A 12,851-nucleotide genomic window follows, 5' to 3' on the forward strand; every position below is an offset into this window, starting at 1 on the left:
TCTTATACTCCTTTCTGCAAACGCGAGGAGAAACTTATGGAAAGCCAATTCACACGGTTAGCATCGCTGACATCCCTGGACAGGGGGCACGACCGGCTGCTGGCCGCGATGGGGATTCACACCCTGTCCGATCTGTTGTCATTCCGGCCTGCGGTGGACGCACAGTTGGTCACGGCGGCGGTAGACGGACTGGTGCCCGAAAAGGAAGCGATCCAGGTTCTGAATGACGAGGCGCAGACCCGCCCCCTGCTAAAGGTGGTGGAAGGCAACGTCGATCTTTTAGCCTCAGTCGACGGTGGCACCGCCGAGGTGCTGGCGCAGCTGGGCGTGAAGACGATACGTGAACTGGCCGAGTGGGAGGCCTTTGCTGAGGCCGAGGAGCTTTTGGAACCCGCCAGGGAATCGACGTTAGTTGAAGATCCCTCGGCGCCCGATTGTGTGCTGCCTCGTTGCCGGAAATACACCCGAAACTCCAAGGGCTATACCAGTTTCATCCGCGCCCGCGACTTGGGCGACCTGCCCATCACCAGCGCCAGCCTCGCCACTCCGATCCACCGAATGTTCCACCGTGCTGACATGGCTTGCGGTACGTTATACCTCGGTTACGCGGCGACCTACCGGCAAGACTGGATTTATTCGGGTATCCATTTGGGCGAACCCCTGGGCTCGGTGTCGTTGTTCATGGGACAGGACAGCCAGGTTTCGGTACTTGACTGGAAACGCATCAACCGGGCGATCCGGAGCGAAGACAACCGGGTGTCGGAACGGCTCGTGAACCTGATGAGCCACCAGCGGGCAGTCGACGAGGTGGCACGTGCCACGGCCGAGGAGCATCAGCACGGTGCGACCTCGGCTTTTGGTGCAAATGCCGCGACATCGGGTAGTTTCGTCGCGGCTGGAGCGATTGTCGGTGGCGTAGGTGGCGGCGTCTCGGGCGCTCTTGCGGGGCTGGTTATCGGCAATGCGGCCAACGCGGCGGGCGGCGCGCCGACTCTGGCGGGTGCGGCAGTCGGCACCGCAGTCGGCGCGGCCGCGGGTGCGGCGGCCGGGGCGCTGGTCTATTCCGGCGCCACGACATTTGGCTTCGTCGAGACCGAAGCCGACGGCAACCGCTCAATCGCCGGAGATTCGGGCCAGCGTATTCATGAACGCTCGATGCAGAATGCCTCCTCGATCCGGTCGTTCTGGGCCAATATCGTCAGCCAGTCGGTCGAAGAGGAAAGTCAACGCCTGCGCACGGAGCGGGTGACGAATTACAATAAAATCCACGCCCTGAACGCGATGTACTTCGAGGTGCTGAACCGTTATCGCGTGAATCTCTGGCTGACGGCGGTCGACCCGCTTCTGTTCCTGCCCTTCCGTCCCTTCACCTTCAACGAAAGCCTGTTGCAGCAATATTGGTGGATCTTGAGGGAGTACATGAAAGATGCTGATCTGGTTGTGGCAATTGACACCTACTTTCTTACGCTTGCGCCGGTGGACAGCGCCCTGGAAGCGATCGAAGAGCTGCCGCTGGTCAGCGAGATCCAGGCGACCCAGATTCGGGTCAAGCTAGATTTCGACGGCTCGGCGATTCAAGACCTGATCAACACGCAACTGATCACCCTGGTCGCGGGGGGATCTGCCGCGATAGCCGGGGCCGTGGGCTTAGTGGGGGGCACCATGGCAATGGCGGGCGCGATGATGAACCTGTTCTACAGCGGGATCAAACGCGAGTTCGTGCGTGCCGCACTGGTTACCGCGAATGGGGACGTTCCGCTGACCCGTCAGAACTCGGCCAACACCAATCCGGAGTATGTCGGCGATTACCGCACCAATCAGGATGTGCGGATCGAGACGATCACTGGCATCCGTATCGACAATGACAATTCGGCCCTAGAATTAAACATACCCGGCACAAATGAAAGTTTCGACCTTTCCGCCGTCGCTTTCGAAAAGATCAATGTCGACCTGACATTGCGCGATCGTAGCCGGCTGATCGGCGCGGTGCCCACGCTGGGCGATGTTGAGGACGATCAGAACATCGGAACACCTCCGATTCTGGTCGGCGGCAATGCCAGTGCCACAGTGAGTTGGAATATTGCCAACCGGCTGCGGACCGCCTATGCCGGGATCACCGAACAGCAGGCGGAGTTGGAAGACGCCGAAGAGACCCGCGAGACAACCCAGGCCCGAATCGCCAACCTTGTAGGTTTTCTCAATGCCAACAAGTTCGGCTTCACCCGCCTGATCCTGCAACAGATCGAGCGCGAGCAGCTGATCTGCGTGCTCGACCAGCTCAGCGTCGCGGGGGTGCCCCTGCGCGAAATAGCCGGCACCAACCCCGTGGGTTTCTCGGGCGGCCATGTGGTGCTGCCGTTGAGACGGGCGCCACAGCTAGTACCCGCCGCCGCCCCCGCCTTCACCGTCGACCTGACCAAGATCGTCTCGGCGCTGGAGCAGTTGGTGGAGGCCCTCGAAGACGGGGATATCGCCCTGTCCGGCGCGGAAACCGCCATCGACACGATGGGCGCGTTTGCCGAAGGGCTGAGCCTGCTGCCCTCGACGCAAGAGCCCGAGCGGTCGCTCAGGGAACGGCTGGTTTCGCTGCGCAGCTTCCTCGTCCTAATTCTGACCACGACGGATCCGGCGGAGCGCACCGCGCTGATTGCCCAGACGCTGGATCATGTCCGCGCGATCCTCGCCTTCATCGAAGAGCCTGAGATCGATGCTGGTAGCGGCGGTGCGCTGAGTGGGCTTGATGCGATCCGGGTCTTTTATGATCGCATCATGGCGTTGACCAAGAGTCTGATGGAGCGACCGGTCGTCAGTTCCGAAACCAGCCTGCCCAGCCCGGCAGTCTTCATGGAGCCGGTTCTGAGCCAGGCCAAGGGCGCCGAGCTATATGACATCCGGCGCAATTCGCATTACGACATCCTGCCCTCGCCGGGGATCGGCACGGTCGACCCGAATGCCGATCGCTCCCAGCCGATGGAACTCAGCCCGACCGTACCGGGCGCCACCCTGCAGCAGGCCACACCGCCCAACTACCCCCTGCCCGGTACGCTCGCCGCTTTCGCGGCCGAAGCGGGCAAGCTGGACCTTTCAGCCATGATCCAGACCAATGCTTCCAGCCTTGCCACCACCCTGAACAACCTCACCACGCTTGCCACCGAGCTGGCCAAGGCCTCGTCCGGCCTGGCAGGCGACGCGCAGAAAGAGGTGCTGGCCCAGGCTGGCAAGATGGGCGAGAAGGTCGGCTCGATCGTCGAAAGCTCGCTGGGAGATATGGCGAAACTGGCCGAGAGCATGGGCCGCGAAACTCCACCGTCACCCGCGCCGACACCCCCGAACACCCAGCCTGACAGGGGCGGCGCGCTGAACGAAGACGAGCGGACCGAAGTCAAGAAGATGACCCGCAAGCAGAAGGAAAGGCGCAGGCGCACGCTGGGAATGCCCAGCACCCGGCCGGACCAGTTGAAGTACCAGTTCCAGTTTCTGTTCGAGGATCATATGGGCGCCACCTATGATTTCGGAGAGGCGCGGATCCTGGCGACCTTTTTCGAATATGGAAGCGATGTGCCGATGAACGGCAATATTCCGATCCCCTTCGAGGATGGCCGCTACATTCTGCCCGAAACCTATCTTCTGACCCCCGGGCGCAAGGCGACCTTCGGCGTGTTTGCCAGCTTTGGCGGCATGTCCGAGATTGGGGATAACGTCGTCATCAACCTACCCAATTCGCCGGACGTGGTGATGGAATTCAGGATGCGCACCAAGACCCTGGTAGTCGAGGCAGAGAGCGTGGTCAAGGCGGTTCACGAGGTCGTCAAGAACAGCGGCCTCAAACTGGCGGCCCAGGCGGCGCTGAAAGCGGCGCTTGAAGAGGTGGTGACACTGGGACTGGGGCTGAAGCTACCCTTCAAAGTGTTCGACATCGGCGCCGAGGCGTCCTCGAGCGAGAGCACGACCGTGGGCGGTGAGGCTAGTGGTAACCTGGCCGGCGAATACGCGTCATCGACGACCGCTACGGATGGCACCGACGTGACGGCTGGGGTGAAAACCAAATATGAGGTGACCATCCCACTATTCGCCTGGGACGTGAAAGTCTATTGACGGTGCCGGGGACCGCCGAGTGCCCGCCGTTACCACCCACAGTCCCCCCTTTGCCCCCGCCAGGTCACCCGGCAAAACAACGCGCACGGCCCAGCTCCGGGCACCGCGCCCATATTTTGAGGGAGGAAGGGGTGACAGCGGCTATGCTCTGACAAGGCCGCCCGGCCCAAACCGATTGAGGCATGTCATGGTTCGACCTCTCCGCTCTCTGTCTTGGCTCTGGACATCGCTCGCGCTCATATTGGGAGGGTTCGGCGGCTGGTGGCTGGGGCGTACCGATGCGCCGCAACCGGTGCCGGAGGCGCCGGTATTCAGCCTTGCCGGTAAAACCTATACCCGGGCGGAACTCCCCGCCCCCTATCCGAAGGCTTTGAAGCAGCTTCATCAGCAGGTGGACCTGGCCGAACACCGCCTGCTGGCAACGGCGGCCCTCGAGATTTACCTGGACCGGGAAACACGCCGGCTTAACCTGTCGCGGCAAGAACTGGAAGCCAGGGTCTTCGACGTGACACCGCCGACCAGCGCCGCGATCAGCAGTTTCTACCGGGACAACCGCGAGCGTATCGGCGTCGAGCTGGACGAGGCGCGGGCGTCCATCAGCAAACTCCTGTTACGTGAGCGCCGACAGCACGAGCAGGACGCCCTGGTCGCCAAACTGGTTAATTTGGGGGAGCTCGAATTCACCCGCACTCCGCCAGCCGATTAATTTCGGCAGCGCCCACGGGGCAGTGAACTAGCGGGGAGGCAGGTCCGGCACCGCGATGTTGGAACTCTCCTTCACCTCTTCCATTACGATGTAGCTGCGCGACTTGTCCACGTTTGGCAGCCGGATCAGCAGCTCCCCCAACAACTCGCGGTAAGCCGCCATCTCGCTGATACGGGCCTTGATCAGGTAGTCAAAATCCCCGGATACCAGGTGGCACTCCATGACATGGGGAAGCTTGAGCACCTCGCGCTTGAAGTCCTCGAATACGGTGCCGGAGCGATAGGTCAGGCTGATCTCCACGAATACCAGCAACCCGGCCTCGAGCTGCTTGGGCTCCAGCAGGGCTGTATAACCCTTGATCACGCCGTCCTTTTCCAGCCGTCGCACCCGCTCCAGGCAGGGGGTGGTGCTGAGCCCCACCTCCTGAGCCAGGTCGACATAGGAGATACGGCCGTTCTTCTGCAGCGTACGCAAAATATTGCGATCGATCCGGTCCAGCTCCCGCGCTTTTTTCGCCATCAATAATTTCCTTTGGTTTTTGCTTGTCAGCCAGCATCAACAGCTGCTTTTGGCGAGCATAAAGAAATATTATCTTAAGAACAGTTCCAATATAGGCGTTTTAAAGCGTGATTGAATGCCGAGCCACCGCAAGGGCACCAATCACCGGTTTTCCCCCTCTGATACCCCTGTTCTCCTTCCAGGCTTCCTGTTTAAATTAGCCCCGTGCCGTTAACTGCGGCTGTTGTAGCAAGGACACCGAAAATGACTCGAGCCGCCAAAGCCACCATCGACCTGGACGCCATTCGCCATAACTATCGCCTGGCCAAACGCCTCGCGCCTGCCGCCCGCGCCCTGGCGGTGGTCAAAGCCGACGCCTACGGCCACGGCGCGGTGGAGGTCGCCCAGGCCCTGGCTCCCGAGGCGGACGGTTTCGGGGTGGCCTGCCTCGAAGAGGCAATTCTGCTGCGCGACTCCGGGATCAAGAACCGCCTGGTGCTGCTGGAAGGCTTCTTTGAGCCTGCCGAGCTTGCACCCATAGCCCAGCTTGAACTGGATATCGTGATCCACAGCCTGCACCAAGTGGCGCAGTTTCTGGCCGCCCCCCTCGCCCGCCCGCTCAGGGTCTGGCTGAAACTGGACAGCGGCATGCACCGGGTGGGGCTGGACCCATCGGACCTGCGGTCGGCGTTTGCGCAGTTAAAGGCCAGCGACCGCGCCGCAGAGCTGCTGCTGATGACCCACTTCGCCCAGTCAGATGAAGATGGCTGCCGCCGCACTGCGGAGCAGCTGGCGCTGTTCCAGGCCACCTGCCGGGGCCTGCCGGCGCCGTGGAGCCTGGCCAACTCACCGACGCTGCTCGCCTGGCCCCAGGCCCACGGCGACTGGACCCGGCCGGGAATGATGCTTTACGGCGCCGACCCCCTGGAGACCCCCAATGCCGAGAGCCGACAACTGCAAAGCGCCATGGAACTCAGCTCGGAGCTGATCGCGATCCGCGACCTGCCCGCCGGCGAACCGATCGGCTACGGCGCCCGCTTTCGCTGCCAGCGCCCTACCCGCGTGGGGGTGGTCGCCATGGGCTACGGCGACGGTTACCCCCGCCACGCCCGAGACGGCACACCGGTGCTGGTCAACGGCCAGCGTTGTCCGCTGGCGGGACGGGTCTCCATGGACATGCTGACCGTGGATCTTACCGATCTCACCAACGTGAACATCGGCGACCCGGTCTGCCTCTGGGGGCCTCACCTGCCGGTCGCCGAAGTGGCCCGCTGGTGCGATTCGATCCCCTACCAACTGGTCACCACGCTGACGCCCAGGGTCAAACGCCACTACCGGAACCGCTGACCTGATCCAATATGCGCCTTCGTGCGTATAACAGACTAAATTCCGACACCACCAGGCCGATAACCCATGAGAGTCCGCTCATTACGGAGGCCGATGCTTATGTCCCCACTGATACAACCTGCCGCCACCGAATCCCACGCCGTCGAGGCCAAAGGCCCGCACAGCTTCTGGGTCCACCGTTTTGTCGATGATCCCGGCGGCGCAGGCCGGCGTTACAGCCGCGTGGTCTACTTCAGCCGCACTCGCGCAGATGCCGAAAGCTACGTGCAGGCCGTCGAGGGAACCCCGCCCGGACACTGAGCGCAGATTCAGGAAACCACCGGGGCCGGGAGATATTCCCGGGCCCTCGGTTTTTTTCGCCCTTTGCTATCCAACCTACCGACCTTCAGGTGATCTATGAAACACACTGCCACGGCCCTCGCCGTTGTTCTGGCGCTTGCCCTTTCGTCAACGGCCATGGCCAAGGATGCCCATGAGAAACGCCTGCCCCCCGGGCTGCAGAAGAAAGAGCAGCGGGGACAGGCGCTCCCGCCGGGCTGGCAGAAAAAACTGAGCAGAGGAGATGTGCTCGACGAGGATATCTACCGCGAGTCGACGGTGATCAAAGACGACAAGGGCCTGGTGACCATTCGGGTGGAAGGCAAGCTGATCAAAGTGATTGAGAATACCCGCGAGATCGTGGAGATCCTCGACACGCTCTGAGAATCAAACCTGAGCTAAGGATCCCCCTGAACTGCCGCCATGGCACCTGCGTGGCTGGCGGCAGCTTCCCTCCTCACGCTTCACGCTGAAGAGATTGACCGGGCCTTACTTCGGCTCCATACGGATGGCGCCGTCCAGGCGAATGGTCTCGCCGTTGAGGTAGGGATTACGGATGATGTGCTCGGCCAGGGCGGCGTACTCCACCGGATCGCCGAAACGCTTGGGGTTCTGCACCATCTGGATCAAGGGGTCGCGCACTTCGTCGGGCATGCCTTTCATCATCGGGGTGTCGAAAATACCCGGCGCGATGGTCATGATGCGAATCCCCAGCTTGGCCAGGTCCCGGGCGATCGGCAGGGTCATGCCGGCCACGCCCGCCTTGGAGGCGCTGTAGGCGGCCTGTCCCATCTGACCGTCAAAGGCCGCCACCGAGGCGGTGTTGATGATCACCCCGCGCTCGCCGTTTTCCGCCTCGTTCTTCGCCATCTGCTCGGCGGCCAGGCGCAGCACGTTGAAGGTGCCCACCAGGTTGATGTTGATCACCTGGCTGAACTTCGCCAGATCCAACGGGCCGTTGCGCCCCAGCACCTTGCCCGGGGTCGCAACGCCGGCGCAGTTGATGCACACGTGCACGGCCCCGAAGGCGTCCAGGGTACGGGCGAACCCGGCAGCGACGGAGTCGGCGTCGGTCACGTCCACCTTGGCAAACAGCGCCTTTTCGCCCAGTTCCTCGGTCAGGACGCGACCTGCCTCCTCGTTCAGATCAAAGGCGGCCACCCGGGCCCCTTTCGCCGCCAGCTCGCGACAGGTGGTCAGTCCCAGGCCCGAGGCCCCTCCGGTCACCACCACGGCCTTGTTGTTCAGCTCCATGTATACCTCGTCACATTCTTTGCGTGTTTATCGTTCTTCGTGCCAGCGCCTACACAAGAAGGGGCCGTCAGCACGCTGACGGCCCCCGGGTTGCGCTTAAGGCTCTAGCCCCGGCCGAGCCCGGCCTCGGCCATGGTCTCGGTAATCTCCGGCAAAATGGTCTCGTCGTCGATGGTCGAGGGCATGTTGTAGGCTTCCGCATCGGCAATTTTCCGCAGGATGGCGCGCAGAATCTTACCGGAGCGGGTTTTCGGCAGGCGCTGCACCACCACCGCCTTGCGGAAACAGGCGACCGCCCCGACCTCGGCCCGCACCAGGCTGACCAGCTCCTGCTGCAGTTGCGCCTCGTCCACCTCGGCGCCCTGCTTGAGCACCACCAGCCCCACGGGCACATGGCCCTTCATTTCATCGGCCACGGCAATCACCGCGCACTCCGCCACGGCGGGGTTCTTGGCGATCACCTCTTCCATCTCGCCGGTGCTCAGGCGGTGGCCGGAGACGTTGATAACATCATCCGTACGCCCGGTGATATAGACGTATCCGTCCTTGTCCTTAAAGCCGCCGTCGCCGGTGTGGTAATAGCCCGGGAACGCGGTCAGGTAGGACTGCTGGAAGCGCTCGGGGTTGTTCCAGATGGTCTGGGCCACCCCGGGCGGCATGGGCAGGCGCACCACGATATTGCCGTGTTCATCAGGGCCCAGCGCCTTACCGGCCGGGTCCACCACCTGGATATCGTAACCGGGCACCGGCACGCAGGTGGAGCCCAGGCGGGTCGGCACCGGCTCCACCCCCATCAAGGGCGCGGTCATCGGCCAGCCGGTTTCGGTCTGCCACCAGTGGTCGATCACCGGCACACCCAGCAGGCCGTCCAGCCAGCTGTAGGTGGACGAATCCAGCTTTTCACCGGCCACAAACAGCCAGCGCAGGCTGGAAAGGTCGTAGTTCTTCGCCAGCGCGCCCTCCGGGTCCTCCTTGCGGATAGCCCGAAACGCGGTGGGCGCGGCGAACATGGAGTTGACCTTGTACTCTTCGATCACCCGCCAGAAGGCCCCGGCATCGGGACTCTTGATCGGCTTGCCCTCGTAAAAGATGGCACTGCAGCCGCCCATCAGGGGGCCGTAGACGATAAAGCTATGGCCCACCACCCAGCCGATGTCGGAGGCACCCCACCAGACATCGCCGGCGTTCATGCCGTAGATGTTGCGCAGGGCGTACATCAGCGCCACCGCGTGGCTGCCGTTATCACGCACGATCCCCTTGGGCTTGCCGGTGGTGCCGGAGGTGTACAGGATGTAGAGGGGATGGGTGGACTCCACCGGGACACAGTCGACGTCCGCCACCCCTTCCTGGAATTGCTGCCAGTCCAGGTCACGCCCCGCGGTCATCTCCGCCCTGGCCTGCGGGCGCTGCAGTACCACGCAGTGATCCGGCTTGTGGGCCGACAGTTCAAAGGCCTTGTCCACCAGGGGCTTGTACTCGATCACCTTCTCGAATTCGAGGCCACAGGAGGCGGTGATCACCATTTTGGGTTCGGCGTCATCGATGCGGATCGCCAGCTCATTCGGGGCAAAGCCGCCAAACACCACGGAGTGAATCGCGCCCAGGCGAGCGCAGGCCAGCATGGCCACCGCCGCTTCCGGCACCATGGGCATGTAGATGACGACCCGGTCACCCTTCCCGATACCCTGGGCCTTGAGGGCACCGGCAAAGCGCTTCACGTCGGTCAGCAGCTGGTTGTAGGTGATCGCCCGCTTACTGCCGGTGGCGGGCGAGTCGTAGTAGAGGGCCACCTGCTCGCCACGGCCGTTGTCCACGTGGTAGTCCAGCGCCAGGTAACAGGTGTTCAGCTCGCCGTCGCTGAACCAGCGGTGGGTACCGTAATCGGCCTCGCTCAGGATTCGGTTCGGTTTTTTGTACCAGGCGATGGCGTCGGCCTGGCGAGCCCAGAAGGCTTCCTTGTCCGCGAGGGATTCTTTGTACTCACTTTGATAACCCATGTTGCAATCCTCTTCTAATTTTTATGTTGCAGCGTCGGTAAGGCCAAAACCGCAGCCTCACCCCGGACCTGTCTCAGCCCTCCAGGCGGGTGATGGCCTCTCGCCAGGCGTCCGGCAACGGCGCCTTGCCCCCCCGTTTGTAATCGACGCAGACGATCACCCCGCCTCCTTCGGCGGCGACCTTGCGGTGCTGGTGACTCACCACCCGGTGATGCAGGGTGAAGCGGTCCTCGCCGATCTCGGTGACCCTGACCCCCACGGTAATCCGGTCCGGGTACTCCAGGGGAATTCGATAGCGGCAGTCCATATGGCCCAGGATCGGCCCGATATCGCCGGCCTCGGCCCCCATGGCCCCCATTTTTTCCATGTAGGCCACGCGCCCGCTCTCGAACCAGCGCAGATACACCAGGTTGTTGACGTGGGCAAACGAATCCATGTCGCCCCATTGCACCGGTAACTCCAGGGTCACCGGGTAGTCACGCAGCAGCTCATCAATCGATTCGGACATAACTCTCCTTACGTAACCATCGTTAGCCAGGACACAAAAAAGCTCCCCGGAAGGAGCCTTTTCTCGTTTACTCGCCTTTCTGGTAGAGCTTGAGCAGGCTGGAGAAGTCCAGCTTACCGTTGCCGTGGGCCTGGTGCAGGTTGAACAGTCCGCGGGCGGCGGAGCCCATGGGCACCGGTGAGCCGCTGGTCTGACTCGCGTCCATGGCCAGCCCCAGATCCTTGCACATCAGGTCGGTCATAAAGCCCCCTTCGTAACCGCGGGACGCCGCCGAGTTCTCCTGCACCCCAGGCACCGGGTTGTAGACCTCAAGAGACCAGTTACGCCCGGAGCTGTTGAGCATGATCTCAGACAGCACCTTGGGATCCAGGCCGTTGTTGATGCCCATGTTCAACGCTTCCACGGTACCGGCCATGTGAATCGCCAGCAGCATGTTGTTACAGGCTTTGGCCAGCTGGCCGGCACCGGCATCACCGGCATGGAAGATGTTCTTGCCCATGCACTCGAGTACCGGCTTGGCCCGGGAAAATCCGGCTTCGCTGCCCCCCACCATGAACGCCAGGGTGCCGGCGGCGGCAGCGGCGATACCCCCGGAGACCGGCGCATCGACAAACTGGATTCCGCGCGCCTCGGCGGCGGCGCCCAGCCGGCGGGCGGTATCAGCATCGATGGTGCTGCAGTCGATCGCCAGGCACTCCTTGGAGACCTTGTCCAGCAGGGCGTCCTGCTTCACCAGCACCGATTCGACGTGCTTGCCCGCGGGCAGCATGGTGATCAGGTACTCCACCCCCTCGGCGGCTTCCACGGCGCTGGGGGCGGCCACAGCGCCCGCTTCCACGGCATGCTGCAGTGCCGCCTCGGAGAGGTCAAAGACGTGCACCTCGTGCCCGGCCTTGACCAGGTTGGCAGCCATGGGGCCGCCCATGTTGCCGAGGCCGACAAATGCGATTTTGGACATAACGTTCACCTTTTGTTTTTGTAATTTCTGTTCCTTCTGGGCGTCGCCGCGACTACATGTCCGCCAGCGGCTGCTCCCCGTTCCAGGGGGACGTGAAGAGCCCCTCGATCCAGGCCGTGTCTACCTCGTCCAGGGACTTGAACTTCCAGTCGGGCTTGCCGTCCTTGTCGATCAGCAGGGCGCGTACCCCTTCGGCAAACTCCCCGGCCCGGCTGCAGTTGACCGACAGATCGAGTTCGGCCTGGAACACCTGCTTGAGCGACAGGTGGCGCCCCCGCTTGAGCTGGGCATCGATCAGCACCATGGCCGCCGGGCTGCCGGCGCGCGCGGCCTGCTGGGCCTTCTGCAGCCAACGGTCGTCGGTTTCCAGGGCCAGGATGGCGGCCACCTTGTCTTTCAGCTCGTAGTGATCCATCAGGCTGTTGATCACATCGAAGTGGGCCAGCACCTGGGACTCTGGCTGCGCCTCAAGGCTCTGCTGCTCCAGCGCGCGCAATACGGTGTTGGTGCCGTGATGCAGGGCTTCCAGGCTGTCGCCCCACTCCACCGCCTGCAGCCGCTCCAGCATCTCGCCCTTCTTGTCACTCTTCAAAAAGCGGTCCGCAAGGCCCAGGTAGCGGCAATCGGCCGCGTTCAGGGCGCTGGCGGTGAGCCCCAGGAACAGGCCGACATGCCCAGGCATGCGGTTGAGGAACCAGGTTCCTCCCACGTCGGGGTAGAGGCCGATGCTCACTTCAGGCATGGCGATGCGCGATGTTTCGGTGACCACCCGGTAGTTGGCGCCGGCCATCAGGCCGAGACCACCGCCCATGACGATGCCGCTGCCCCAGACGATGAGCGGCTTTTCAAAGCAGTGGATGGCGTGATCCAGGCGGTACTCCTCGGTGAAGAAGGTCTCGCAGAATCCGTCCTCCCCTTCACCGGTCATGCCGAGGTAAAGGTTACGGATATCGCCCCCGGCACAGAAGGCCTTGGTGCCCGCCCCGTCCAGCACCACCGCCGCGACCTCGGGGTCCTGCTGCCAGCGGGACAGGTTGGGCGCCAGCAGACGGATCATCTCCAGGGTCAGGGCGTTCAGGCTCTTCTCGGCGTTAAGGGTGGCCTGGACCACCTTCTTGCCATTGCCCGCCGGGTGTTCGGTAATCATCAGTGCGTTCGCTTCCATGGCAT

At 62.9% G+C, this 12,851-nt stretch carries 11 protein-coding genes; 5 read left to right on the top strand and 6 right to left on the bottom strand.

Going from position 1 to position 12,851, the window contains the following annotated elements; all coding sequences use genetic code 11:
• Window positions 1-36: 36 nt before the first annotated feature.
• Both JGZ97_RS15320 and JGZ97_RS15325 read left to right on the top strand, forming a co-directional pair.
• Window positions 37-4,095 (top strand): hypothetical protein, encoded by a 4,059-nt coding sequence (locus JGZ97_RS15320; protein WP_207063569.1) that lies wholly within the window; start codon window positions 37-39, stop codon window positions 4,093-4,095.
• A gap of 187 nt (window positions 4,096-4,282) precedes the next feature.
• On the top strand, window positions 4,283-4,801 hold the full coding sequence (locus JGZ97_RS15325) for a hypothetical protein (RefSeq protein WP_207063570.1): 519 nt from the start codon (window positions 4,283-4,285) through the stop codon (window positions 4,799-4,801).
• A gap of 27 nt (window positions 4,802-4,828) precedes the next feature.
• Here JGZ97_RS15325 and lrp read toward each other — a convergent pair whose 3' ends face one another.
• Window positions 4,829-5,320 carry a leucine-responsive transcriptional regulator Lrp gene (gene lrp / locus JGZ97_RS15330; RefSeq protein ID WP_207063571.1) on the bottom strand — a complete coding sequence of 164 codons (492 nt, stop codon included), beginning with the start codon at window positions 5,318-5,320 and terminating at the stop codon, window positions 4,829-4,831.
• 243 nt (window positions 5,321-5,563) lie between these two features.
• On the opposite strand from lrp, the gene alr reads away from it, so the two are divergent.
• The 3 genes from alr to JGZ97_RS15345 all read left to right on the top strand — a co-directional run bounded on the left by alr (window position 5,564) and on the right by JGZ97_RS15345 (window position 7,348).
• Window positions 5,564-6,646: an alanine racemase gene (gene alr, locus JGZ97_RS15335; RefSeq protein ID WP_207063572.1), complete on the top strand. Its 1,083-nt coding sequence runs from the start codon at window positions 5,564-5,566 to the stop codon at window positions 6,644-6,646.
• A gap of 99 nt (window positions 6,647-6,745) precedes the next feature.
• Entirely contained in the window at window positions 6,746-6,946 is a 201-nt protein-coding gene (locus JGZ97_RS15340; protein ID WP_207063573.1) for a hypothetical protein, read from the top strand.
• 96 nt (window positions 6,947-7,042) lie between these two features.
• Window positions 7,043-7,348, top strand: coding sequence for a hypothetical protein (locus tag JGZ97_RS15345; RefSeq protein WP_207063574.1), 306 nt, complete (start codon window positions 7,043-7,045; stop codon window positions 7,346-7,348).
• A gap of 105 nt (window positions 7,349-7,453) precedes the next feature.
• Here the strand turns inward: JGZ97_RS15345 and JGZ97_RS15350 are convergent, their stop codons facing one another.
• From JGZ97_RS15350 to JGZ97_RS15370, 5 genes are all read right to left on the bottom strand, one after another.
• Entirely contained in the window at window positions 7,454-8,218 is a 765-nt protein-coding gene (locus JGZ97_RS15350) for a 3-hydroxyacyl-CoA dehydrogenase (RefSeq protein WP_207063575.1), read from the bottom strand.
• A gap of 104 nt (window positions 8,219-8,322) precedes the next feature.
• The gene (locus JGZ97_RS15355; RefSeq protein WP_207063576.1) at window positions 8,323-10,215 is read right to left on the bottom strand and encodes a propionyl-CoA synthetase; all 1,893 of its coding nucleotides are present in this window, start codon (window positions 10,213-10,215) and stop codon (window positions 8,323-8,325) included.
• Between the two features lie 73 nt (window positions 10,216-10,288).
• Window positions 10,289-10,723: a thioesterase family protein gene (locus JGZ97_RS15360; protein WP_207063577.1), complete on the bottom strand. Its 435-nt coding sequence runs from the start codon at window positions 10,721-10,723 to the stop codon at window positions 10,289-10,291.
• A gap of 67 nt (window positions 10,724-10,790) precedes the next feature.
• On the bottom strand, window positions 10,791-11,681 hold the full coding sequence (gene mmsB / locus JGZ97_RS15365) for a 3-hydroxyisobutyrate dehydrogenase (protein WP_207063578.1): 891 nt from the start codon (window positions 11,679-11,681) through the stop codon (window positions 10,791-10,793).
• A 52-nt stretch (window positions 11,682-11,733) separates the two neighbouring features.
• Window positions 11,734-12,846 (bottom strand): enoyl-CoA hydratase/isomerase family protein, encoded by a 1,113-nt coding sequence (locus JGZ97_RS15370; RefSeq protein WP_207063579.1) that lies wholly within the window; start codon window positions 12,844-12,846, stop codon window positions 11,734-11,736.
• Window positions 12,847-12,851: the final 5 nt, after the last annotated feature.

Origin of the sequence: Motiliproteus sp. SC1-56 (genome assembly GCF_017309075.1) — a bacterium.
GTDB lineage: Bacteria > Pseudomonadota > Gammaproteobacteria > Pseudomonadales > Balneatricaceae > Motiliproteus.